Here is a 25,434-nt window from a genome sequence, read left to right as displayed (position 1 = left end):
TCTTTTAAAGACATTACTAGTATACCAAAAAAAGGCCTAATGAATATTACGCCTTTGTTACATTTTTATTTCTTTCTTATAGATAAAATTTTTCAAAAATAAACTGAAAGATAATCATCCACATAAGGTTCAAAATCATTGATGGTACTAAACTATAGACTATAAATAAAGACATACTATCCACAGTTAAACCTACCACTATTGCAAGTATATAAGCTCCCATCTCAAATAGAAAAGTCATGACAATAATTGCCAACATTCTCGTCCAACGATTCAATAAAATAACGCTATTAAATTTATGGAGAAATGCCCCCAATAAGACGAATAACAAAGTCGCAATCCCTATCAAGTGGAAAAAGTAGATGTCATAGACCAAACCCACTACAAAACAATAAGCTAAGTAGAAGTACTCTGATACTTCAATCGTCTCAAATAAGAGAAACAAAAATAGAAAATGACTAGCCAACTGTACATGGGGAAATAATGAGCCCAAAAGCTGACTAATATGGGCATCAATTAGAACAAAGAAAGGAAGCAATAAAAATACTCCAACTCGCTTCAACTGTCTCATTATGAATTCCCCACTAATTCTATCACACTCACATTATGAGTATCTGCACTCAATTTAACAGTTACTTCTCGTGTCAAATAGTCCGTACTATGCGTTGTGGCAACCACTTCACCAACAGGAATATCAGCAACGTTAAAGTTTCCTAATCCACCAGTGATCACCTTATCTCCCGCACTAATATCGCTACTACTATTTAATTGACTAATTTTTAGAACTTCATTTTCCTTGTCATAGCCAACGATAATCCCATAAATTGTAGTAGAACCATGTTGAATTTTAACAGAAATCTTATCAGCATTTTCCGTATTTGTCAGAAGGTTGACCATGGTAGAGTTCTCCTCTACTTTTGAGACACTCCCAATCAAGCCACCATTTGCAATTGCTAACATATTCTCAGAAGCCCCTTTTGATTTGCCTGCATCTAAGGTCAACTCCTGCTTCCAAGATACTGGAGAACGCATAATAACATCTGCTGCCAAAGTCTTTGTAGCTTGCAATTTGGACTTCATATCAAGCAATTGGCGCAGTTGTTCATTTTCCATCTTTAAACTTTCCGCCTCATTTGATTTAACTTCTAATTGGTAAATCTGTTTCTTCAAACTTTCATTTTCATTATAAGTGCGTGTCAAATGAGCCAAATCTGATTTAACAGAATCAAACCACTGAAAAGGTTTTTGCACAACCCTATCAACCACTGAGATTCCATCTCCTAATTTTGTCACAACTGTACTTGAATAAGTCGTCGCTAAGAGAGCTGACACAAGCAGAACAGTGACAAAAACAATAATGACATATTTTGATTTTTTAAAACGGTTCATATCCCTACCTTTATATCAAAAACTGTTACAGTAACTTTTTATCAATTCCTGAAAGCTACTAAGATTTTAAGAAAAATAAGCAACAACCAAGTATGATAATAACAAGAATGGTCAGCGTATCCTTTCGAGTCCATTTCAATTGTCGGTATTGACTTCTACCTTTTCCACCCTGATAACCACGCGCTTCCATGGCAATAGCCAAGGAATCTGCACGTTTTAAACTTGTCGCAAAAAGAGGAATCAAAATAGGAATCATCGCCTTTACTTTTTGAACAATGCTTCCTTCTCCAAAATCCACTCCACGCGCTTTCTGTGCATTCATAATCCGCGTCGTATCATCCATTAAGGTCGGAACAAAACGCAAACTCATAGACAGCATCAAACCAATTTCATGAACTGGAACTTTCACACGCTTTAAAGGCGCTAATAAAGCTTCGACAGCTGATGCCAAACTTAAGGGCATGGTCGTTAAGGTTAACAAAGTAGAAAAGAAAATAATCAATACAAAGCGACAAAAGATAATTCCAGCTTGTTGCAAAGCATAATCTGTTATTCTCACAAACGAAAACTCAAATAAAACATTCCCATTAGAAATGAAAAACAGTTGGAAAATAGTTGTGAAGGCAATCAAGAAAAACATAGACTTCAAGCCCTGAATAAAAAATGAAAGAGATACTCCTGACAAGGCAATAAATATCCCTGTCGCTATAAAAAGAATTAGATTCGTCAAGGGATTATTAGCCCAAAAAACAATTAAAATCAGTAGCATCATAGCCAGTAATTTACTACGCGGATCCAATCGGTGAACAATCGAATCCCCTGGGATATAACGCCCCAAAATCATACTATCCATTTAGCGACTCCTTGAACTCCTCTATCTTAATCGGTAATCGTTTAAATGACACGCCTCTATCAGCCAATCGTTTACAAAAGGCCGTAATTTTAGGTACTCCCAACTGCACTTCTTCCATAAAGACAACATCTTGAAAGACATCACTTGGTTTACCACCCTTAACTAAATGTCCCTTTTCCATCACATAGACTTGATTTGCATATTCAGCAACATCATCCATCAAATGCGTTACCAAGACAATGGTCATCCCTGACTGGTGGAGTTTTTTGAACAAATTCATCAGCTCTTTTCTTCCCAGGGGATCTAGGCCTGCTGTGGGCTCATCTAAGACTAATATGGCTGGTTCCATGGCAAGTATGCCTGCAATGGCGACACGTCTCATTTGTCCACCTGACAGCTCAAACGGACTGCGATCAAAAAGTGATTCATCAATTCCAACCAGATCCAGTTTCTCACGAGCAATCTGCTCCGCATCTTCTTCAGAAACTCCAAAATTTTGCGGTCCAAAAGCAACGTCTTTCAAAACCGTTTCTTCAAAAATCTGATTTTCAGCAAACTGAAATACCAAGCCAACCTGTTTTCTAATTTGACGAATATCTTTATTTTTAGAAGTCGAAGTGATTAAGGTATCAAAAACTCGCACACTCCCTTGGCTTGGCACCAATAAACCATTTAAGAGTTGTAAAATAGTTGATTTACCACTACCTGTGTGGCCAATTAAAGCCGTATAAGAACCATCTTCAATCGTCAAAGAAACATCCGACAAAGCTGTTGAAGCTAAGGGAGTCCCTTTTTGATATGTAAAACTCACATTTTCTAGAGCAATGCCCATAGTTTATCCTCTAGCTCACTTTCTGTCAAATAATTTTCAGGCAAATCATAGCCATTCTGGCTCAAAGAATGTTTTAATTGATTGGCAAAAGGATCGTCTAATCCAATTTGATCTAAATCATTTCGAGAGAAAAGTTCTCTTGGACTGCTAGTTGATTCAATTTCCCCTTTTTTCATGACCAATACAAGATCACTCATGGCAACTTCTTCCAAATCATGGGTAATGGAAATGACCGTCATATCATAGTCTTTTCGAATTCCTTTTACTGTCTCAATCAGTTCTCTACGTCCCTCAGGATCCAACATACTCGTTGCTTCATCTAGGATTAAAATAGCTGGTCTTAGGGCTACAACACCTGCAATAGCCACACGTTGCTTTTGGCCACCTGATAGACGTGCTGGCTCTCTCTTTTTAAAGTCCAACATGCCAACCAAATCCAGAGCTTCTTCCACTCTCTTTTTCATTTCTTGACGAGAAAGTCCCTGATTTTCCAAACCAAAGGCAACATCATCTTCAACAGTCGCTCCAACAAATTGATTGTCTGGATTTTGAAAAACCATACCGATTTGACGACGTATATTCCAAACATTTTCCTCAGTCAGCCGTTGGCCATCAATTACAATCTCTCCGGATTCTGCTTCCAGTAAGCCATCAATTAAGCGAACCGTCGTTGATTTACCACTACCATTATGCCCTACAATCGAAAGCCATTCTCCACGTTTCACGTGAAACGTAATATCCTTCACATCATGGTACTCCTGACTTTCCTTATAGCGAAAAGAAAGATTTTTTACATCAATTATTGATTTCATTTCGAACCAAATGTCCCTTTAAATACATAGGCACTACCCTTGAAATAATCATAGCCAGAGTAGATAGTGAAAAACAAAGCTACGTAAAGTAGAATTTGCCCAAGCAAAGTCCAATGTAATAGTAAGAAAATAATCGCAAACATCTGACTGAAAGTTTTAATTTTTCCAGGCATTGCTGCTGCTAAAACTGTTCCACCAGTTTCAACCAGTAAAAGCCTCAAACCTGTCACAGCCAACTCACGACAAATAATCATTGCAACAATCCAAGCCGGAGCCATACCTAACTCAATCAGCATAATAAAAGCCGACATAACTAGTAGCTTATCCGCCATAGGATCTGCAAATTTACCAAAATTACTGACCACATTCCATTTACGAGCTAAATATCCATCTAAGTAGTCTGTGATACTGGCAATCGCAAAGATAATAGCTGCTACTATATGACTCTCTATCGAATTTCCTACTGTTAAAATAAAGATAAAAATAGGTATAAAAAGAATTCGACCTATTGTTAAGATATTTGGAATTTGTTCTTTTTTCATTCGTTTTTCCTTAATTTTTAGTAAAGGTTACATTGATTTGTCCAGTCTGAGCTGTTAATTTCGATAAATCAACAGTCTGATTATCTACTGTCAAAGCAACACCTTTTACAACACCTAACGTAATTATTACAGGATTTTTAGTTGAAACGCTTGTTTCCGCACTTTTATTATCCGGTGATAAAGTCACACCCCCCTCAAGATCACTTTCTGAAACACTAACCCAACTTCTAGCATCTGACACTGATAATTGCAATTTTGCAGTGTCTTTACTCGTTTTATAAGCAACTTCTACTCGATTTCCTTCACCCGATACCGTTATAGCTGGTTCAGTATTCGAAGAATTACTTGATGAACTACTACTAGTTGAAGATGGAGTTGCAGAACTAGTCGAGCTTGTTGCTTGGACTACACTATAACTAGACGCAGATGAACGCTCCGGTTGAGTCTGGATATAATTCCAAACATAATAAGTCACAAAAATTACAATCGATAGTGCAAAGAGTATAAAATAAAATAAAGGTAAAAATGATGTCTTATTTTTCTTACTTGAACGTCTCCTGCCTGTCAACTCGTCTTCATCAACATCTACTTCCTCATAAGTAATCATGCTCCCAGAATCATAAGCATCCAAGACAATTCGCTCATCTAGCTCAACTGCCCATGCATACTTACGCAAAAAAGAACGAGTATAAAATGGACTAGGAAGTTGATCAAAATCATCAGCTTCCATTGCTTCCAACATATCTAACTGAATTTCTGTTTTTTTATGTAATTCTTCTAAAGTCAACCCTTGGTTAGTTCTAGCTAAACGTAAAACCTCACCAATTGTTTTTTTCCTCATACTTGTCATTCCTTCTTTCTAGTTTCTATTATGTTTCTAGTGTCTATTATGATTAGTTACTACGATGGGAATATTGTAAAATCAACTATATCACCATCATCTATTAAATGATATCCAGCATCAAGGACATCCTCTAAAGTAATTTCCTGTAAAATTTTCGGAAAATCAAAGATTGTCTCACCCTGTCCAAAAGCATCATATTGCGTTGCAATAAATTCAAGAGAGTTCATGCTACTGAAAAATTCTCCAAACATCTCTCTTTTTATAATATCTAAATGATCCTCTGTAATATCTAAATCCTTTGTGAAATTACGAATAGCCTTTTTAAACTGATGAGATAAAGCAACCGGCTCTTTTGTATCCATTGTCAACATAACAAAATGAAAGCGACTTGTTACTTCAACTTCAAGAGATAAGGACGCATCAATTTTACCTGATTCATATAATTTCTGAAAACGATCCGAAGTCCAACCAAACATCATTGCAAATAATAATTTTAATAAAATATGATGTCGATAGCAATCCACTGCAGCAACTTCTCGATTACCTCTAATCCCAATCGCTAGTTTGGGAGAAGACACTTCCATTCTCATACTGTCTGTGTGCTTTACAGCTTGTAAAACAAACTTTTCTCTTGCTACTTCCTGAACATCTAAATCTTCCAGTTCTTTTCTTTCAAAATAGTCCTGTACTTGATCCACATCAAAATTACCAACTAAAAACAGAGACATGTTTACAGGTTTGTAAAATCTTGTAAAATTTTCTTGCAAATTAATTAGATTGATTTGGGAAATGGACTCCTCACTTCCAACTATATCAGTTGCTAAAGGTGTGCCAGGATACAAATTCGCTAGAGTTAAAAAGAATAAACACGAATCTGGATCATCTTGATACATTTCTCGTTCTTGCTGGATAATATCCTGCTCTCTTAAAATGGAATCTTCAGTAAAATGTGCTGATGTCACCAATTCATCAAGTAAATTTACATTCTCTAAGAGATGATCCGTTGCTGAAAAAAGATAGTTTGTTTTTGTAAAGCTTGTAAAGGCATTACTATCTGCACCTAGACTCGTAAAAGCTGACATCAAATCGCTAGCATCTTCTCTCTCAAATAATTTATGTTCAAGAAAATGAGCAATTCCTCCAGGATATTCTTTTACATCTCCGTCAACTTCTGTGACAAGCGTATCTACCGAACCAAACTGTACAGTTACACTCCCGTAAACCTCTTTAAATTCCTTTTTAGGCAAAAGAGCAACTGTCAATCCATTTGACAAACGAGTTTGATAAACCATTTCTTTTACAGCTGGATAGTATTTTTCTTCAAAAACAACCTTTGTCATTCTATTCCTTCCATAAAGTAAATCGCCTGTAGTTTCACATTATTAGCTGCTCTACAAATAGCCTCTTTGTCAACTTGCTCGAGTTTTGCAATCCAACTTTTAAAGTCTGCTGAAGATTTTCCAAGTAAGGCATTTTGATAAGCACGTTCAATCAATGAACCTTGATTATCTTGAGAAAGCAACAAAGACCGACGAATCATTTCCTTTGTCTGCTCTAGCTCAAGCTCTGTAAAATAACCTTTTTTTAAATCAAGTAATTGATTATTCATCATTTTTCTAGCCTGATTCCTATTTTCTCGATCAATGCCAGCATACATCCTCAAGAATCCACTAAACAAATCAAGCTGACTTGAAATAGTATAAGCCAATCCAGCATTTTCACGGACATTTGTAAATAGTTTAGAGTGAGCAAATCCACCAAGTAAACCATTCATTACAATCATGGGTAAATGTTGCTCATCACCATATTCAGAAGGACAATGATAGCCCAACTCTAAAATGGACTGTCCCACATTTTTCCGAATCATACCCTCTTGCAGAATATTGGAATAAGGTTGACAATACTGAACCTTCACAGTTCCTTCTCGACCTTTAAAACCAAATGATTCTAATACATTTTGAATTTCAATCTCATTAAAATCACCTAAGAAAAAGAAATCTATTCGATCATTGGCCAAAAATTCTTGGAAACAAGAAGAAGAACTTTGTGGAGTTTCAGTTAAAATACGATTTCGTAAATCACTGTATTCCAATTGGAGACGTTCATCATAAAAAAATAATTTATCTAATTCTTTATGTGCAAAATAAAAAGAATCATTCATATCAGCTGCTAAACTTGCTAGCAATTGCTTTTTCTCAATTTCAAATAAGGCTGGATCAAATCCATTATCAACTACCACGGGTGAGAAAAGAGTCTCTTTTACTAGTTCCAAAACCTGAGAAGTTAGCACATTTTTCTTACTTAAAAACTCATCACGAACATAGTTAAATGTCAAGTCTACAATATGACTTTGCCCTCTTCTAAAACAATTGGTTGACATATCTGTACCATATAGACTGGCCAAGTGTCTTCTCAAAGCTTGAGAAGTGGGGTACATCTGGTTGGACGTTTCTAGCATACTCGCACTCAACATGCGACCTGCAATCGTATCGAGGGATAATGGAGCGGTAAAACGCACGGTAATTTTGTTCGTTTTAAACTTTTTTGATTGGATAAAATGTGTTGAAATTCCATGCACTAACTCCATGACTTACCTCCTTATATACAGACTTCTATTATATCACGAAAACCTGAAATTTTCTTGTTCTCTGTAATACTTTTGAAATAAAAATCGCTTACATTTCTCCCTATTTCTCTCACTATTTTTAGGAAAATATGGTATAATACCAAAGATTGAGGTGAATTATGGAATACAAATTATTTGAAGAATTTATTACCCTCCAAGCACTACTCAAAGAACTTGGAATTACACATAGCGGAGGAGCTATCAAATCATTTCTCTCTGAACATTCTGTTTACTTTAATGGGGAATTAGAGAATCGTCGTGGTAAAAAACTTCGTATTGGTGATAAAGTTGACATCCCTGACATGAATATTGACATCTTGTTGACACAACCTACTTTTGAAGAACAAGATGAATACCAGGCTGATAAAGTTGAAAAAGAACGAATCGCTAAACTCGTCAAAGAGATGAATAAGGGAGTAAAAAAAGACAACTCTAAACCTACTTCATCACCAAAAAGCAAACAAGCTCCGCGATTCCCTGGTAGATAATCATGTGGCTACAACACCTATCTCTCAAAACTTTTCGCAACTATAAAGAGACGAAAATAGACTTTAATCCTAAATTAAATGTCTTTTTAGGACGCAATGCACAAGGAAAAACAAATATGTTAGAGGCTATCTATTTTTTAGCCTTAACACGTAGCCATCGAACTCGAACAGATAAAAATCTCATTCATTTTGATGAGGAACAGCTTCATCTTTCAGGTCTTGTTCAGAAAAAAACTGGATCCATTCCTCTAGAAATCGAACTAACACAAAAAGGCCGTGTGACAAAAGTTAATCATTTAAAACAGGCACGCCTTTCAGACTATGTAGGACACATGAATGTTGTCCTATTTGCTCCTGAAGATTTACAACTAATTAAAGGAGCACCTTCAGTTCGACGAAAATTCATTGATATGGAGCTTGGGCAAATTAAGCCCATCTATCTATCAGATTTAACCAATTATAACCATATTCTTAAGCAAAGAAATACCTATTTAAAATCAGCTCAAACAATAGATGAAACATTCCTTTCTGTGTTAGATGATCAGCTAGTTGATTATGGATGTCGTGTAATGAATCACCGCTTAGATTTCATAAAAAAACTAGAATCATTTGGTCGTAAGAAACATTTTGAACTCTCTAATCAGATTGAAGAGTTGTCAATATCCTATCAATCTTCTGTCAAGCCAACTGACAAAGAAGACTTATCCGAATCTTTCAAAATTGCTTTAGAAAAAAGTAGGTCCAGAGATTTATTTAAAAAGAATACTGGTGTCGGTCCTCATCGAGATGACATTTCTTTTTATATAAATGGGATGGATGCTAGTTTCGGAAGCCAAGGACAACATCGTAGTCTCGTCCTCTCGATAAAATTAGCAGAAATCGAATTAATGGAAAGCATTACTACAGAATCTCCAATATTACTGCTTGACGATGTTATGAGCGAACTTGACAACACTAGACAACTAAAATTATTAGAAACGATTTCTCATTCAATCCAAACCTTTATCACAACAACAAGCTTAGATCATCTTCAAAATCTGCCAGAAAATCTAAGTATCTTTACTATTCAGGATGGTAAAGTTAGTGTAAATTAAAATTGACAACATCGTAAAAGAACTCCTGTTTTCGCAGGAGTTCTTTTGATTGTTTTTTACATAGAATAATTTGGTGCCTCATTAGTAATTTGTACATCATGAGGATGGCTCTCTTTCAAACCAGCACCAGACATTTCTATAAATTGAGCATTATCGTGTAGTTCTTTAAGGTTAGCTGCACCACAGTAACCCATACCAGAGCGAATACCTCCAATCATTTGGAAGACGATATCAGCTGCCGCACCTTTATAAGCAACACGACCTTCAATTCCTTCTGGAACAAGTTTGTTTGCTTCATTGACAGAACCTTGGAAATAACGATCGCTTGAACCTTTCTTCATTGCTGCGATTGATCCCATACCACGGTAAGTCTTGAATTTACGTCCTTGGAAGATTTCAGTTTCACCTGGTGCTTCGTCTGTTCCAGCAAACATTGATCCAAGCATAACAGCATTTCCACCTGCAGCAAGGGCTTTTACAATATCTCCAGAATACTTGATTCCACCGTCAGCAATGATCGTTTTACCATATTCACGCGCAACAGCTGCAGCATCATAGATAGCTGTTACTTGCGGAACACCGACACCAGCAATCACACGAGTTGTACAGATTGAACCTGGCCCAATACCAACTTTGACAACGTCTACACCTGCTTCATAAAGGGCACGTGCACCCTCAGCTGTTGCAATATTTCCAGCAATCAAAGTACGATCTGGGAAGTGAGCACGAATCTCAGCAATTTTACGCAAGACACCTGCAGAATGACCATGTGCAGTATCAATAACAATCGCATCTGCTCCTGCTTCAAAAAGAGCCTCTGCACGTTCAAATGTATCTGAAGTAACACCTACTGCACCTGCAACTAGTAGACGACCAAACTCATCTTTAGCGGCATTTGGAAACTCAATAACTTTTTCAATATCTTTGATAGTAATCAAACCAGAAAGACGACCTTCTTCATCTACCAACGGAAGTTTTTCAATACGGTGTTCTTGAAGAATGCTCTCAGCTGTTGCAAGATCTGTACCCACAGGAGCAGTAACAAGATTTTCACTAGTCATATGATTTGAGATTGGTTGGTTATAATCTGAAATAAAACGAAGATCTCGGTTTGTCAAAATACCAACCAATTTACGATTTTCAAGTGTTTCAACAACTGGAACACCACTGATGCGGTAACGCCCCATAAGCTCATCTGCTTCAGCAATTGTATGTTCAGGTGTCAAGAAGAAGGGATCAATAATAACTCCATTTTCAGAACGTTTTACCTTACGAACCTCGTCTGCTTGTTGAGCAATTGACATGTTTTTATGGATAACTCCGAGACCACCTGCACGAGCAATAGCAATGGCCATTTGACTCTCTGTAACTGTGTCCATGGCAGCGGTAATAATTGGGATATTTAAAGTCAGATTATCTGCCAATTTAGTTGTTAAATCTGCATCGTTAGGCAACACATGACTTTCAGCTGGAATAAGCAATACATCATCAAAGGTAAAACCTTTTTTCAAAAATTTAGTGTCCCAATTAGACATTCGAAGTTTCCTCTTTTCTTTCTTTTTGAGCTTGACTCTTTTTATATTGTATCTATCATACCATTCTATAAAAATTTGTCAAATGTTACAGGGGTAAATAAAAAACTATCTTTTCTTCAAGATAGAAATGATAGTTTCTTGTAAAATAAACTTAGTTAAAGTAATGAAGTCCCATTGCTCCTTTAACCTCAGATAGAGTTTGACCTGCAACTTCACGCGCTCTTTCACTACCTTTTTGAAGCATATTATAAACTTCTCCCATATCCTTAGCAAATTCAATACGGCGCTCACGAATAGGACCAAGTTCACGTTCTAATATTTCAAGTAGATAACGCTTGGTCTTCACATCACCAAGACCACCTCGTTGATAATGTTCTTTCATGTCAGCAATTTCTTGAGCATCTTCTGGACGACCAAAAACATCTAGATAATGGAAAACCATATTTCCTTCAATTTTACCTGGATCCTCAACGCGGATATGATTTGGATCTGTATACATACTCATTACTTTTTTACGCAAAGTATCCGCATCATCAGCTAAATAAATACCATTATTGAGTGATTTAGACATTTTAGCATTTCCATCTAAACCAGGCAAACGCCCTGCTCTCTCATTTTCTGGATAAATACCTTCCGGTTCTACCAAGACATCACAGTTATATGCATTGTTAAAAGAACGAACAATTTCACGAGTCTGCTCAATCATTGGTTTCTGATCTGTCCCAACAGGAACATAGTTGGCCTTAAAGGCTGTGATGTCAGCTGCTTGTGCAATTGGATAAACCAAAAATCCTGTCGGAATGCTTTCTCCAAATCCCTTCTGAGCAATTTCTGTCTTGACAGTTGGATTGCGCTCCAAACGTGCTAATGACACTAAATTCATATAATACATAGACAACTCAGCCAACTCTGGAATCTGGCTTTGAATAAAAATAGTTGACTTACTTGGATCCAATCCAACTGCAAGGTAATCCAAAGCCACATTTCCGATAGACTCTACAATGGTTTGAGGATCTTTGGCATGATCTGTCAAAGCTTGTTGGTCAGCCAAGAACACAAACATGTCATACTTATCCTCTTCCTGTAATAATACTCGATTTTTGAGACTTCCAACATAATGCCCAATATGCAATTTTCCTGTTGGACGGTCTCCTGTTAAAATAATGGGTTTAGTCATTTTGTTCTCCTTCGATATAGTCCTTTCAATTATAGCATTTTTTTAATGAAATAACCGCAATTTATCAAAATAAATCAACCTTGCTATTTACGGATTTGTGTAAAGTGTGCTGTAAATTTAATTTACATAAAATTGACAGATAAAAATTTGAATATTTCCGTATTTTCTAGTAGAATGAATATATTACACATATAGGAGAAAAACATTGCTTACAGTATCTGATGTTTCACTACGTTTTAGTGATCGCAAACTTTTTGATGATGTCAATATCAAATTTACAGAAGGAAATACTTATGGATTAATCGGTGCTAATGGTGCCGGAAAATCTACCTTTTTAAAAATTTTAGCTGGAGATATCGAACCTACTACTGGTCACATCTCTCTTGGTCCAGATGAACGTCTCTCTGTTCTTCGTCAAAATCACTTTGACTATGAAGATGAACGTGCCATTGATGTTGTTATCATGGGAAATGAAAAACTTTATAGCATCATGAAAGAGAAAGATGCCATCTACATGAAGGAAGATTTCTCAGACGAAGATGGAGTGCGTGCTGCCGAACTTGAAGGAGAGTTTGCCGAGCTTGGAGGATGGGAAGCAGAAAGTGAAGCCTCTCAACTCCTTCAAAACCTAAATATCCCAGAAGAATTGCACTATCAAAATATGAGCGAGTTGGCCAACGGTGAAAAAGTAAAGGTTCTCCTCGCCAAAGCACTTTTTGGTAAACCAGATGTTCTTCTTTTGGACGAGCCGACCAATGGTTTGGATATCCAATCAATTACATGGCTAGAAGACTTCTTGATTGATTTTGATAACACCGTTATCGTAGTATCCCACGACCGTCACTTCTTAAACAAAGTATGTACTCACATGGCCGACCTTGACTTTGGAAAAATCAAGCTCTATGTCGGAAACTATGACTTCTGGAAGGAATCTTCTGAGCTTGCTGCTAAATTGCTGGCAGACCGTAATGCCAAAGCAGAGGAAAAAATTAAGCAATTACAAGAGTTCGTTGCTCGTTTCTCTGCTAATGCTTCTAAGTCAAGACAGGCAACATCACGTAAGAAAATGCTTGATAAGATTGAACTTGAAGAAATTGTACCATCTAGTCGTAAATATCCATTTATCAACTTTAAAGCGGAACGTGAGATTGGTAATGATCTCTTGACAGTAGAAAATCTAACTGTAAAGATTGATGGTGAGACTATTTTAGATAATATCAGCTTTATCTTGCGTCCAGGTGATAAGACAGCGCTTATTGGACAAAATGACATCCAAACGACTGCATTAATTCGTGCAATCATAGGTGACATTGACTATGAAGGAACTGTCAAGTGGGGAGTAACTACTAGCCGTTCTTACTTGCCAAAAGATAACTCGGCAGATTTTGCAGGGGGAGAATCAATTCTTGACTGGTTGCGTCAATTCGCAAGTAAAGAAGAAGATGACAATACTTTCCTACGTGGCTTCCTCGGCCGTATGCTCTTCTCTGGAGATGAGGTTAACAAACCTGTAAATGTCTTGTCAGGGGGAGAAAAAGTTCGTGTCATGCTTTCAAAACTCATGCTCTTAAAATCAAATGTCCTTGTACTTGATGATCCAACCAATCACTTGGACTTGGAATCTATCTCAAGCTTGAATGATGGATTGAAAAACTTTAAAGAATCAATCATCTTTGCCAGCCATGACCACGAGTTTATTCAAACTCTAGCTAACCATATCATTGTCTTGTCCAAAAATGGCGTCATTGATCGTATCGATGAAACCTATGATGAATTCCTAGAAAATGCAGAAGTACAAGCAAAAGTAAAAGAACTTTGGAAAGACTAAAAAATTCAAAACTCAGTTGGATTAACCAGCTGAGTTTTCTAACATTTTATGAGGTAACATGAAATTATTTTTTAAAACATATTGGACCTATTTTGTTTCTTTCATCATTCCCTTATTGATTATGACAGGAGTATATCTATCTCAAGGTATCTACTGGAACAGCGATACATCTCCATTATTAGGAGATGGCTTTCATCAATACGTTATTTTTGATGTAGCTTTACGAAATATCCTACATGGAAATGGTAGTCTATTTTACACCTTTACAAGTGGCCTCGGATTAAATTTCTATGCCCTATCTAGTTATTACTTGGGAAGTTTCCTTTCACCTCTAGTTTACTTTTTTAATCTGTCGAATATGCCAGATGCTGTCTATCTGACAACTCTCTTAAAATTTGGATTGATTGGACTGTCAACTTACTTTAGTTTAAATAAATTATTTCAATCGATTCCTAATCCTTTAAAACTAGCTTTATCTACTTCCTATGCTCTGATGAGTTTCACTGTCAGTCAATTAGAGATAAAAACCTGGCTAGATGTTTTTATCTTGATTCCTTTAATTATAACTGGTTTACAGCTACTCATCACTGAAAAGAAATTCCTATTGTACTTTACAAGTCTGTCAATCTTATTTATCCAAAACTATTATTTTGGCTATATGACAGCATTGTTTCTTATTTTCTGGTATCTCTGTCAAATTTCTTGGGACTTTAAAACCCGAAAATCATCTTTTCTTGATTTCATAATCACCTCTGTTTTAGCTGGTATGGCTAGTTTGATTCTGACTCTTCCTACTCTGTTTGATTTACAGACACATGGGGAAAAATTGACTGAAGTTACAAAGTTTCAAACTGAAAGTAGCTGGTATCTTGATCTTTTTGCTAAGCAATTCATCGGTTCCTTTGATACAACAAAGTATGGGGCCATCCCAATGATTTTTGTTGGACTACTTCCCTTTATTTTGACCATTTTATTTTTTACGCTGAAATCTATTAAGTTTCACGTGAAACTTATCTATGCAATCTTCTTTACATTTCTAATTGCAAGCTTTTATATTGAAGTTCTTGATTTATTTTGGCAAGGCATGCATACTCCAAACATGTTTTTACATCGCTATGCTTGGATTTTCTCTACCTTGTTAATTTACACAGCAGCGGAAGTCTTAAATCGTCTGAAAGAAATTAAAATCTGGAATTTTTTAGTTTCGCTTTTTCTTATAGTAACAGGATTTTTAGCTACCATCTATCTAAAATCGCATTATTCTTTTTTAACAGATTTGAATATTCTGCTTACTCTTGAATTTTTGGTTGTCTATTCGCTTTTACTCCTTGCAGTTATCAAAAAGTTTATCTCTGTAAATCTATTTGCCATTCTAATCTCTTTATTTATAATGGTTGAAATGAGTTTAAATGCTTCATCTCAAATGGACGGAATTGCTAAAGAATGGGGTTTTGCTTCTCGAAGTTCATATAATCGAGATATCCCAGCTATGGAATCTTTCTCAACAGATATTGGAAATCAATTTACTCGTACTGAAAAACTACAAACTCAGACAGGAAATGACAGTATGAAATTCAACTACAATGGAATCTCTCAATTTTCATCTGTTCGAAATCGTTCAGCAAGCTCTACTTTGGATAAACTCGGGTTTAAATCCTCTGGGACTAATCTCAATCTCCGCTATGCAAATAATAGTATTTTGGCTGATAGTTTATTTGGTATCCAGTACAATATCTCAGACAGTCCTATTGATAAGTATGGTTTTAAAGATATCTATCAAAAAGATAATCTTACCCTATATGAAAATCAATACTCTCTTCCGATTGCATTTGCTAGTCAATCTGTTTACAATGATGTCAAGTTCAATGAACACACTTTGGATAATCAGGCCTCGTTTTTAAATCAACTTGCTAACGTCAATTTTGATTATTTTTCTCCAATACCTTATGACAAAACAGAAAATACTAATGATTTGATTAGTGTCACAAGTTCTTCAACTGAGGATGCAGCAATCCAGTATCAAATTGAAGTGCCAGAAAACAGCCAAGTTTATCTTTCTTTCACAAACCTTCACTTTTCTAATGACAAACAAAAAAAGGTTGACATCCTTGTAAATGGAGAAAAGAAAACTTTTACAACTGATAATGTCTTCTCCTTCTTTAATCTAGGTTATACAAAAGAGACAAAAACTTTCAATATTTATGTTAGTTTCCCTGGAAATTCACAAGTATCATTTGAATCTCCTACCTTCTATCGTTTAGATACCCAAACTTTAACTGAGGCAATTCAAAAAATTAAAGAACAGCCTGTAACAGTATCAACTTCTAAAAACAAGGTTTTTGCTACATATGATGTCCAACAAGATACATCTATTTTTTTCACCATTCCTTATGACAAAGGTTGGTCTGCCTACCAAGATGGTAAGAAAATAGAGATTAAACAAGCTCAAACTGGCTTTATGAAAGTTGACGTTCCTAAGGGAAAAGAAATTATTACACTTTCCTTTATTCCCAATGGTTTTATTACTGGATCAATCTGTTCCTTTACTTCACTTTTACTATTTGGAATTTATAATCACAAACGAAAGACATCTAATACATAAAAAAATCGACCAATTGGTCGATTTTTTTAATATTCTTCCATTTTCTTAGGTTGATAGGCTAGCATACCTAAACCAGTAAATAGAGCTAGTATGACAGCTAGGAAAATGACTTGCTGATGAATATTTCCTGTCATAGAGATTGTTTCTCGTAATCCAGAAACTGAATAACTCATTGGTAACCAAGGATTAATGGCTCTAAAGAAATCATTTGTCAAAGCAAGTGGGTAAGTACCTGCACTTGATGCTAACTGTAATAAAAGCAAGATAAGAGAGAAGAAAGCTCCTATACGGCTATTCCATGTTGTTAAAGCTGTAACCATAGACATGAATACTAAACTTGTTAAGATGATGAGAATAAATGTTCTCATTTCATGATTAGCAGTTAGACCAATAAGATGAACTCCTCCATATACCAAAATCCCTGCTAAAATAGCTATCATACCATTTATTTCAGCTCTAGATTTCAACCAAGACCAACGGCTCTCTGGATGACGTCCTGAAGGCAGCTTCGCAAAGATCATATTTGTTGATATTGCTGCAACAAAAAGAGCAACTGATATCATATAAGGAGCCATTGCAACTCCATTTACAGGAACTTGATCATTGTCTGTTTTGGAAAGACTGAGAGGATTTGATAAAATCTCTGCATTTTTAGATTCCGTAGATGCTGATTTGAGTTGATCACTGGCATTACTCAATCCTTGTCCTAAAGAAGCAACTCCTGTCTGTAAACCTTCCAAGCCAGAAGTTAACTTTGTTCCACCTTCTGCTAGTTTCCCAGCTCCATTTGCCAATTTATTAGCTCCACTTTCTAATTGAGAAGCACCTGAAATTAACTGACTGGATTTGTCAGCTAGTTGGCTAGAGCCTGATTGCAATTTATCAACTCCTGCTATCAATTCTTGACTCTTTTGATTCAATTGGTTAGAGCCAGTTGATAATTTTTCAATACCAGACACTAATTCTGGAGTTTTTTCAACTAATTGACCAACTCCTGCTGTCAAGTTAGAAGATTTTTGTGTCAAGGTAGTTGAGCCTGAAACTAATTGGTCCAAACTACCTGTCAAGGTGGAATTCTTTTCACTTAGTTGACTTGCGCCTTGAGAAACTTTATCAACACCTGCAGTATATGCATTTACACCTGATGTAATAGACTGACTGGCAGGAACTAATTTGCTAGCAACAGCTCCTTGTATCTCTGTTAATCCACTTGACAATTCTGTCAAAGAACTAGAAGCGATAGGTAATACTTGATTAGCTTGATTTTTTAAAGTCGAAAGATTAAAAGACTGATTTTGTAAGTTTTCCAAACTTCCCTGTAAACCTTGAGCTAAAGCTACAATTGACTGAGCCGATTGAATACTATCAGTCGAATTTTGAGATACAGAAGCGCTTATCTCAGCTTGTTGCTCACTTGTCAATGATTGATAAGCTGCTGTCGATTGAATATTGGCTAATGTAGTCGCTTTATCAGACTGAACACTTGCTAACATTTGATTAGAAAGAGATACTATACTTGATAAAACAGAATCTAATTGTTTTGTATCTCCAACATCAATATTTTGAATAGCTTGATTTAACTGATTCAAACCAGAAGATAATTTATTAATTTGATCTTTTTGCTCAGACGAAGTATCTAACTTGCTAGAAAGTTGTTGAATCCCTTCACTTAATTGCTCCACACCCATTCGAAGTGTAGCTGATTGATTAGATAACTGATTAGCACCTGTTGCAAGATTTCCCACTCCATTTGTATAGGCACTAACACCAGATGAAAATTGATTAAGACCAGCATTGAGCTTAGAAACACCGCCAGTATAAGATTCTACACCAGTATATAATTGATTAATTCCCCTCACTAATTCAGGGCTTTTAGAAGATAATTGACCTAACCCACTATCTAATTGACTCACTGCACCAGTATATGTAACTAAACCACTATTAAAATTCCCTAAGCCAAGATGAAGTTGTTCAACACCAGAGACATAAGAGGATAATCCTTTAGTAAACTGCTCCGTTCCATTTGAAAATGTTAAACTTGAAGCTGCTAAAGAGTTTAGGTTAATAGTTAATGTTTGACTTCCTGCCACTAACTGATTCGCTCCATCAGTTAGTTTTTCACTTCCAGAAGCTGCTTGACTCATACCATCCTTTAAATCGACCATTTTGTTGAATAAAGCTTTAGTATAGGTCTCGGTTACATTGGTAGAAACACTCTGCTTTAATTGTGTCATTGCAGAATCACTCATCTTGCCGGCAATAAAGCTATGACCACTTGAAGTCTGATAATCGATTTGCATTTGCTCAGGGTGATCCGTTAAAATAGAAGCTGCTTTTTCAGACAAGTCACTTGGCAAAGTGACTACCATATAATAATCACCGTTTTCTAGACCCTTCTTACCTTCTTCTTCATCTACAAAATGAAAATCCAATGATTTATTTTGCTCTAAATTAGACACCATGTCTTTTCCTATAGACATGCTATTACCATTATAAGAGGCCTCTTTATCATTATTGACAACTGCCACAGGTAAGTCAGACACTTGACCATATGGATCCCACATTGAGGATAAAAATATGATATTGTACAGAGCGGGAATAAGAGAAATTCCTATCATGACAATAATAAAGGTTGGTTTTTTAAAAATTGCTTTCCATTCTTTAAACATAGTTTCTCCTTTTTTAAACATATTGTCTAAAATTTTGATATAATAGATTATACATTAAAAAATCTAAATTACAAGATAAAAAATCAATTTTTAGACACATAGTCTAATTTGTTCACAAGGAGGAAGTATGCAAGAAAGTAACAAACGCTTAAAAACAAAGCGAACTATTGAAAATGCTATGGTACAATTACTCATGGAACAGCCATTTGATCAAATTTCTACTGTCAAGCTAGCAGAAAAAGCTGGAATTAGTCGTTCCAGCTTCTATACTCACTATAAGGATAAGTATGATATGATTGAGCACTATCAAAGCAAGCTATTTCATACATTTGAATATATTTTTCAAAAACATGCTCATCACAAAAGAGATGCTATTCTAGAAGTATTTGAATATCTAGAGTCAGAACCACTTCTAGCTGCCCTTCTTTCTGAAAATGGGACTAAAGAAATCCAAAATTTCTTAAGAAATAAACTTCATATCATGCTCAGTACAGATTTACAAAAACGATTTATACAACTGAATCTCAATACCACTGAATTAGAATACAGTAGCATCTATCTAACTCACGCACTTTTTGGTGTTTGCCAAACTTGGATTGCACATGGAAAAAAAGAAAGTCCTCAAGAAATAACAGACTTCCTCATGAAGATGCTTGGTGATACGAATTGATGCAAAAAAGGGAACAACACTGTGTTCCCTTTTATCTATACTCCGCCAGTAGGACTCGAACCTACGACATCATGATTAACAGTCATGCGCTACTACCAACTGAGCTATGGCGGATAAAATAGTCCGTACGGGATTCGAACCCGTGTTACCGCCGTGAAAAGGCGGTGTCTTAACCCCTTGACCAACGGACCTTCTATCTGTAGCAGATATAACCATTATATCAATTTCTTACTAATTGTCAATCACTTTTGAGATTTTTTCTCTAGAATATCTTTTAATTTTCTAATTTTTAATCTTGAAATAGGACAACGATGGTCTTCATAGAAAACAATTTCTAAGTTTTTTCGATCAATTTCTCTGATATTGCCTATATTTACCAAAAATGACTTATGAGGAGAATAAAATCGCTGAGTATGTTTGTCCTTTTCCTGAATATCTGTCATGGTACCGTAAAACTCTTTGGCAAAATTCTTACCAATAATGCGTAATTTATGAGAGACACCTGTCGTTTCAATATACAAAATATCATGGTAAGGAATTTTTAAATCATTTCCCTTGTAATTGTAGTCAAAATAATCTACAACATCTTCATTTTCAAGTAACATACTCTTCGTGTAGAAGATATTTTGCTCAATTCTCTTCTTAAACAACTCATCATTGATATCCTTATCAACAAAATCTAAGGCTGATACCTGGTATTTATAGGTTAGAGTCGCAAACTCTGATCGACTGGTGATAAAGACGATAATAGCGTAAGGATTGTGATGACGAATAAACTGAGCAACTTCAAACCCTTTTTTCTCAATTCCATGAATATCAATATCTAGAAAATAAAGCTGGTTTACTTCATCATTTTCGATATATTCCTTAAACTCACGAACTTTTCCCGTTGTCTTGTATGATATTGGAATATTCGATTCTTTCGAAATTTCATCCAATATTCTCTCTAGTCTCACTTGATGTTCAATAACATCTTCTAAAATTAAAACTTTCATTCAAATTCCCTCTTAAATCTAATGATTTGTCTAAATGTACTGCCTTCCATCTCTGTTTCTAAAATAATGTTGTTGTACTTATCCAGTAGTTCTTTCACATTATTTAATCCTACTCCGCGATTTCTTCCCTTAGTAGAGAATCCTAAAGCAAATAGATCTCCTGAAGGAGTCATCGTCATTTTACATGAATTCTGAATCACAATCACTGTTTCAGTTTCCATCTTAATAACTGCTACTTCCATCTGCTTTTTATAACTATCAGCCGATCCTTCGACAGCATTGTTCAATAAAACACTCATAATACGAACTAAATCCAGAAGGTCTATTGGTAGTCTAGTAATTATATCTTTTACTTCCAGTGTAAACTCTACACCGTTATTTCGAGCATAGACAATGGACTGAGCAACCAAACTTCGTAAAGCTGAATCTTCTATGTTGTTCAAATCAAAGTAAGTGTACTTATCTGAGCGCAGTTTGTGATTGGCTTTAACCAAAACTTCGTTGTAAACTCTGTCAATTTCCTGTAAATTACCACTGTCAATTGCCATCTGCATACTGACAAGCATCCCAGCATAATCATGTCGAAAACCACGAATTTCATTATACAAACCGACAATTTCATCTGTGTAGTTTTGTAAATGTTTCTGTTCAAATTTCTTCTGCTTCAAAGCAATCTCTTTCTCCATTTGATCTTTATGTGAATTCATTGCAAAAAAGGTTAAAAGGAGAGAAATAAAGACGATAGATGATAAAATACTTCCAAAACTATTCAAATGTTTAATCGTACTTACCATATCTGAAACGAAAGATACAATATGGAGCAGTAGCAAAGCAAAAAATACTTTTGTCAAGAAAGGATAGAGGTAGTCTTTATCAAAATAGTTTAGATCCAAATGGAAATAATGAATGATTTTTAAGATAACGACATAAGTCAACACCGTTACAAGGAAAAAGAATGGTTCATAATATTGTAAAACAAAATTGTCTCCTGTTAGAGAGGATAAAGTTACGGACAAAAAGTTATGAGTGCTCTCATATAAAAGAGATAGTAGTAAACTTAGGAATAGTCCTCTATCCCTCTCATACTGTTTAATCCATCGAAAATAGGAATATAATATCAAAGGAAATAAAAATTTTACAATCCCTAAGTCATCTAAATGTAGAAGATATGATGGAAAATCAAGTACTATTTCTGTTAGTAATATATAAGCACTAAAAACGTATAGTTCTTTTCTATTTATTTGACCTTTACAAATTAAACGGTAACTGTGACTAATAATTAAAAAATAAACAATAACTAACCCAACTCCAAATAAATTCATTACTCTTTCCCCTTATTTCATTACTTTTTTCGTGGGAAAATAAAATCAAAGCGGATTTTTGGAAGTCTACTTTCCCCACCTTGAATCTCCTGCAAGTCTTTTTCCTTCAAGGCTACAAACTGTTCCAATTTAACTGTGTTTTTCATAATAAAATCTCCTTAAATGTTTTTTTCTTGTAAGCTAACTTACAAAAACTATTATACAAAATGGAATTTCGTTTTAGATAAAATTCTCTCAACTGTCATTTTTTTCTCCCCAAGTGTACTTTTTTAAGAAAAAAGCCGGGAAAATTCCCAGCTTTGCTACTATATTGATCCCAGCAGGATTCGAACCTGCGACCGTTCGCTTAGAAGGCGAATGCTCTATCCAGCTGAGCTATGAGACCTAATATAGCTATTCTACCAAAAATTCAATTGAAAGTCAATTTTCTATTTATGATAGGGCGAGCCCTGCTGTATTGTAAAAGCCCGATAGATTTGTTCAACAAGGACTAGTCTCATTAACTGATGGGGCAAGGTTAAACGGCCAAAACTAACAGAGAGATTGGCTCTCTTTTTTACATCCTGTGCTAATCCCAGACTCCCTCCAATAATAAATGTAAGAGTAGAAAATCCTTTTATAGAAGCTTCTTCTAGCTGCTTACTAAATTCTTCTGAGGAGAAAGTTCTCCCTTCGATAGCCAACACAATCACGAAATCACGGTCACCAACTTTTGATAAAATTCTCTGACCTTCTATTCCTAAAATCTTTTGATTTTCTGATTCACTGGCCCTATCTGGTGTTTTTTCATCTGCTAGCTCAATCATTTCAAGCTTAGCAAATCGAGAAATTCGTTTTAAATACTCTGCAATACCATCTTTCAAATACTTTTCTTTCAGTTTCCCAACTGTTACAACTTTAATTTTCATGACTCTATTCTAACATATTCTCTATTTTTTCACATCTTATTCACAAAACAAAAGGTTAATTTTAGCCGAGAAAACCACAGATTTTTGAAAGTTATCCACAATCTGTGAAAAACTTTTTGTGTTTAAGTTATAATTAAGCTAGTCAGTTTATACTTTCAGTAATTCAAAAATATGGAGGCAAATATGAAACATTTAAAAACATTTTACAAAAAAGGGTTTCAATTATTAGTCGTTATCGTCATTAGCTTTATTAGTGGAGCCTTGGGTAGCTTTTCAATAAACCAACTAACTCAAAAAAGTACTGTAAGTACCTCTAACAACAATAGTACTATTACACAGACTGCCTATAAGAATGAAAATTCAACAACACAGGCTGTTAACAAAGTAAAAGATGCTGTTGTTTCAGTTATTACTTATTCAGCAAACAGACAAAATAGCGTATTTGGTAATGATGATACTGACACAGATTCTCAGCAAATCTCTAGTGAAGGATCTGGGGTTATTTATAAAAAGAATGACAAAGAAGCTTACATCGTCACCAATAATCACGTTATAAATGGCGCCAGCAAAGTAGATATTCGTTTGTCAGATGGAACTAAAGTACCCGGAGAAATTGTCGGAGCGGACACTTTCTCTGATATTGCTGTCGTCAAAATCTCTTCAGAAAAAGTGACAACAGTAGCTGAGTTTGGTGATTCTAGCAAGTTAACCGTAGGAGAAACTGCCATTGCTATTGGTAGCCCATTGGGTTCTGAATATGCAAATACTGTCACTCAGGGTATTGTATCTAGTCTTAATCGAAATGTATCTTTAAAATCTGAAGATGGACAAGCCATTTCTACAAAAGCCATCCAAACTGATACTGCTATTAACCCAGGTAACTCTGGTGGCCCACTAATCAATATTCAAGGACAGGTTATCGGAATTACCTCAAGTAAAATTGCAACAAATGGAGGAACATCTGTAGAAGGTCTTGGTTTTGCAATCCCTGCAAATGATGCTATCAATATTATTGAACAGTTAGAAAAGAACGGAAAAGTGACTCGTCCAGCTTTGGGAATTCAAATGGTCAATCTCTCAAATATTAATACAAGTGATCTTAGAAGACTGAATATTCCAAGTAACGTAACATCTGGTGTCGTTGTTCGTTCTGTACAAAGTAATATGCCTGCCAATGGTCACCTTGAAAAATACGATGTTATTACAAAAGTAGATGACAAAGACATTGCTTCATCAACAGACTTACAAAGTGCTCTTTACAATCATTCTATCGGAGACACCATTAAGATAACTTACTATCGTAACGGTAAAGAAGAAACTACATCTATTAAACTTGACAAGAGTTCAGGTGATTTAGAATCTTAATTAACATCTATGTAAAGAAAGCTTTACATAAGAGAAAAGATGTGTTAGTGTAGAATCATGGAAAAATTTGAAATGATTTCTATCACGGATATACAAAAAAATCCCTATCAACCTCGAAAAGAATTTGATGGAGAAAAACTACATGAACTAGCACAGTCTATCAAAGAAAATGGGGTCATTCAACCGATTATTGTTCGTCAATCTCCTGTTATTGGTTATGAAATCCTTGCAGGAGAGAGACGCTATCGGGCTTCACTTTTAGCTGGTCTAAGGTCTATCCCAGCTGTTGTTAAACAGCTCTCAGACCAAGAGATGATGGTCCAGTCCATCATTGAAAATTTACAAAGAGAAAATTTAAATCCAATAGAAGAAGCACGCGCCTATGAATCTCTTGTAGAGAAAGGATTTACCCATGCTGAAATTGCAGATAAAATGGGGAAGTCTCGTCCATATATCAGCAACTCTATTCGCTTGCTGTCCTTGCCAGAACATATCCTCTCAGAAGTAGAAAATGGCAAACTATCACAAGCCCATGCACGTTCTCTAGTTGGCTTGAATAAGGAACAACAAGACTATTTCTTTCAACGGATTATATATGAAGACATTTCTGTAAGGAAGTTAGAAGCTCTTCTGACAGAGAAAAAACAAAAGAAAAAGAAAAAAAATGATTATTTCATACAAAATGAAGAAGAACAGTTAAAAAAACTACTCGGATTAGATGTAGAAATCAAATTGTCTAAAAAAGACAATGGAAAAATCATTATTTCTTTTTCAAATCAAGAAGAATACAGTAGAATTATCAACAGCCTGAAATAAGGCTGTTCTTTTATTTTTTTTATCTCACAAGGTTATCCACTAATTTTTTTGATAAAAAGCTTAATAA

23 protein-coding genes and 3 tRNA genes are annotated in these 25,434 nt (G+C 35.4%); 7 read left to right on the top strand and 19 right to left on the bottom strand.

Translation table 11 applies throughout. The features are described from left to right. Window positions 1-76: 76 nt before the first annotated feature. The 9 genes from mreD to yfmF are packed head-to-tail and all read right to left on the bottom strand — an operon-like array spanning window position 77 to window position 7,859. A complete protein-coding gene (gene mreD, locus L0P31_RS04850; protein WP_033687609.1) occupies window positions 77-571 on the bottom strand; it encodes a rod shape-determining protein MreD in 495 nt (164 codons plus the stop codon). Then, window positions 571-1,389 (bottom strand): rod shape-determining protein MreC, encoded by an 819-nt coding sequence (gene mreC, locus L0P31_RS04845; RefSeq protein WP_238096010.1) that lies wholly within the window; start codon window positions 1,387-1,389, stop codon window positions 571-573. The genes mreD and mreC overlap by 1 nt, the downstream gene beginning before the upstream one ends. A gap of 58 nt (window positions 1,390-1,447) precedes the next feature. After that, window positions 1,448-2,242, bottom strand: a complete 795-nt coding sequence (locus L0P31_RS04840; RefSeq protein ID WP_070528340.1) for an energy-coupling factor transporter transmembrane component T family protein — start codon at window positions 2,240-2,242, stop codon at window positions 1,448-1,450. Then, window positions 2,235-3,074, bottom strand: coding sequence for an energy-coupling factor transporter ATPase (locus tag L0P31_RS04835; RefSeq protein WP_238096008.1), 840 nt, complete (start codon window positions 3,072-3,074; stop codon window positions 2,235-2,237). The genes L0P31_RS04840 and L0P31_RS04835 overlap by 8 nt, the downstream gene beginning before the upstream one ends. After that, on the bottom strand, window positions 3,059-3,886 hold the full coding sequence (locus L0P31_RS04830) for an energy-coupling factor ABC transporter ATP-binding protein (protein WP_070528333.1): 828 nt from the start codon (window positions 3,884-3,886) through the stop codon (window positions 3,059-3,061). Before L0P31_RS04830 ends, L0P31_RS04835 begins: the two co-directional genes overlap by 16 nt. Further along, window positions 3,883-4,428 carry a CDP-diacylglycerol--glycerol-3-phosphate 3-phosphatidyltransferase gene (gene pgsA / locus L0P31_RS04825; protein WP_238096006.1) on the bottom strand — a complete coding sequence of 182 codons (546 nt, stop codon included), beginning with the start codon at window positions 4,426-4,428 and terminating at the stop codon, window positions 3,883-3,885. Before pgsA ends, L0P31_RS04830 begins: the two co-directional genes overlap by 4 nt. A gap of 10 nt (window positions 4,429-4,438) precedes the next feature. Continuing rightward, window positions 4,439-5,269 carry a cytoskeleton protein RodZ gene (rodZ, locus tag L0P31_RS04820; RefSeq protein ID WP_238096103.1) on the bottom strand — a complete coding sequence of 277 codons (831 nt, stop codon included), beginning with the start codon at window positions 5,267-5,269 and terminating at the stop codon, window positions 4,439-4,441. Window positions 5,270-5,328: 59 nt separating this feature from the next. Continuing rightward, entirely contained in the window at window positions 5,329-6,612 is a 1,284-nt protein-coding gene (yfmH, locus tag L0P31_RS04815; protein WP_070528323.1) for an EF-P 5-aminopentanol modification-associated protein YfmH, read from the bottom strand. Beyond that, the gene (gene yfmF / locus L0P31_RS04810; RefSeq protein WP_070528321.1) at window positions 6,609-7,859 is read right to left on the bottom strand and encodes an EF-P 5-aminopentanol modification-associated protein YfmF; all 1,251 of its coding nucleotides are present in this window, start codon (window positions 7,857-7,859) and stop codon (window positions 6,609-6,611) included. The genes yfmH and yfmF overlap by 4 nt, the downstream gene beginning before the upstream one ends. A gap of 158 nt (window positions 7,860-8,017) precedes the next feature. Here yfmF and yaaA point away from each other — a divergent pair, with 158 nt between their 5' ends. Both yaaA and recF read left to right on the top strand, forming a co-directional pair. After that, window positions 8,018-8,386, top strand: coding sequence for a S4 domain-containing protein YaaA (yaaA, locus tag L0P31_RS04805; protein WP_238096004.1), 369 nt, complete (start codon window positions 8,018-8,020; stop codon window positions 8,384-8,386). A 2-nt stretch (window positions 8,387-8,388) separates the two neighbouring features. Next, window positions 8,389-9,480 (top strand): DNA replication/repair protein RecF, encoded by a 1,092-nt coding sequence (gene recF / locus L0P31_RS04800; RefSeq protein WP_238096002.1) that lies wholly within the window; start codon window positions 8,389-8,391, stop codon window positions 9,478-9,480. A gap of 56 nt (window positions 9,481-9,536) precedes the next feature. Here recF and guaB read toward each other — a convergent pair whose 3' ends face one another. Next, window positions 9,537-11,015 (bottom strand): IMP dehydrogenase, encoded by a 1,479-nt coding sequence (gene guaB / locus L0P31_RS04795; protein WP_000073418.1) that lies wholly within the window; start codon window positions 11,013-11,015, stop codon window positions 9,537-9,539. A 151-nt stretch (window positions 11,016-11,166) separates the two neighbouring features. Then, window positions 11,167-12,192 carry a tryptophan--tRNA ligase gene (trpS, locus tag L0P31_RS04790; RefSeq protein ID WP_173224834.1) on the bottom strand — a complete coding sequence of 342 codons (1,026 nt, stop codon included), beginning with the start codon at window positions 12,190-12,192 and terminating at the stop codon, window positions 11,167-11,169. A gap of 205 nt (window positions 12,193-12,397) precedes the next feature. Here trpS and L0P31_RS04785 point away from each other — a divergent pair, with 205 nt between their 5' ends. Together L0P31_RS04785 and L0P31_RS04780 are read left to right on the top strand one after the other, a co-directional pair. Next, on the top strand, window positions 12,398-14,020 hold the full coding sequence (locus L0P31_RS04785) for an ATP-binding cassette domain-containing protein (protein WP_238096000.1): 1,623 nt from the start codon (window positions 12,398-12,400) through the stop codon (window positions 14,018-14,020). A gap of 58 nt (window positions 14,021-14,078) precedes the next feature. Then, entirely contained in the window at window positions 14,079-16,622 is a 2,544-nt protein-coding gene (locus L0P31_RS04780) for a YfhO family protein (RefSeq protein ID WP_238095998.1), read from the top strand. Window positions 16,623-16,648: 26 nt separating this feature from the next. On the opposite strand, the gene L0P31_RS04775 is transcribed toward L0P31_RS04780, so the two are convergent. Next, the gene (locus L0P31_RS04775; protein WP_238095996.1) at window positions 16,649-19,291 is read right to left on the bottom strand and encodes a YhgE/Pip domain-containing protein; all 2,643 of its coding nucleotides are present in this window, start codon (window positions 19,289-19,291) and stop codon (window positions 16,649-16,651) included. Between the two features lie 127 nt (window positions 19,292-19,418). Between L0P31_RS04775 and L0P31_RS04770 the strand changes: the two genes are divergently transcribed. Further along, on the top strand, window positions 19,419-19,961 hold the full coding sequence (locus L0P31_RS04770) for a TetR/AcrR family transcriptional regulator (RefSeq protein WP_001158274.1): 543 nt from the start codon (window positions 19,419-19,421) through the stop codon (window positions 19,959-19,961). A gap of 40 nt (window positions 19,962-20,001) precedes the next feature. Here the strand turns inward: L0P31_RS04770 and L0P31_RS04765 are convergent. The 7 genes from L0P31_RS04765 to rlmH all read right to left on the bottom strand — a co-directional run bounded on the left by L0P31_RS04765 (window position 20,002) and on the right by rlmH (window position 23,186). Continuing rightward, window positions 20,002-20,075 (bottom strand) — tRNA-Asn (locus L0P31_RS04765). A 5-nt stretch (window positions 20,076-20,080) separates the two neighbouring features. Further along, window positions 20,081-20,152: transfer RNA gene (locus L0P31_RS04760), tRNA-Glu, on the bottom strand. A gap of 51 nt (window positions 20,153-20,203) precedes the next feature. Continuing rightward, window positions 20,204-20,956: a competence system response regulator transcription factor ComE gene (comE, locus tag L0P31_RS04755; RefSeq protein ID WP_000866073.1), complete on the bottom strand. Its 753-nt coding sequence runs from the start codon at window positions 20,954-20,956 to the stop codon at window positions 20,204-20,206. Then, entirely contained in the window at window positions 20,953-22,278 is a 1,326-nt protein-coding gene (gene comD / locus L0P31_RS04750; protein WP_238095994.1) for a competence system sensor histidine kinase ComD, read from the bottom strand. Before comD ends, comE begins: the two co-directional genes overlap by 4 nt. Window positions 22,279-22,298: 20 nt before the next feature. Next, window positions 22,299-22,424: a competence-stimulating peptide ComC gene (comC, locus tag L0P31_RS04745; RefSeq protein WP_000799685.1), complete on the bottom strand. Its 126-nt coding sequence runs from the start codon at window positions 22,422-22,424 to the stop codon at window positions 22,299-22,301. Between the two features lie 165 nt (window positions 22,425-22,589). Next, a tRNA-Arg gene (locus L0P31_RS04740) sits at window positions 22,590-22,663 on the bottom strand. 43 nt (window positions 22,664-22,706) lie between these two features. After that, window positions 22,707-23,186 (bottom strand): 23S rRNA (pseudouridine(1915)-N(3))-methyltransferase RlmH, encoded by a 480-nt coding sequence (gene rlmH, locus L0P31_RS04735; RefSeq protein WP_000695928.1) that lies wholly within the window; start codon window positions 23,184-23,186, stop codon window positions 22,707-22,709. A 183-nt stretch (window positions 23,187-23,369) separates the two neighbouring features. On the opposite strand from rlmH, the gene htrA reads away from it, so the two are divergent. Both htrA and L0P31_RS04725 read left to right on the top strand, forming a co-directional pair. After that, window positions 23,370-24,551, top strand: a complete 1,182-nt coding sequence (htrA, locus tag L0P31_RS04730) for a serine protease HtrA (protein WP_000681589.1) — start codon at window positions 23,370-23,372, stop codon at window positions 24,549-24,551. A 57-nt stretch (window positions 24,552-24,608) separates the two neighbouring features. Beyond that, window positions 24,609-25,367, top strand: a complete 759-nt coding sequence (locus L0P31_RS04725) for a ParB/RepB/Spo0J family partition protein (protein ID WP_238095992.1) — start codon at window positions 24,609-24,611, stop codon at window positions 25,365-25,367. Window positions 25,368-25,434 lie beyond the last annotated feature (67 nt).

Origin of the sequence: Streptococcus mitis (genome assembly GCF_022137125.1) — a bacterium.
Taxonomy (GTDB): Bacteria; Bacillota; Bacilli; order Lactobacillales; family Streptococcaceae; genus Streptococcus; species Streptococcus mitis_CE.
Note: the sequence above shows the minus strand (reverse complement) of the source record. Positions and strands in the feature narration are given on the sequence as shown.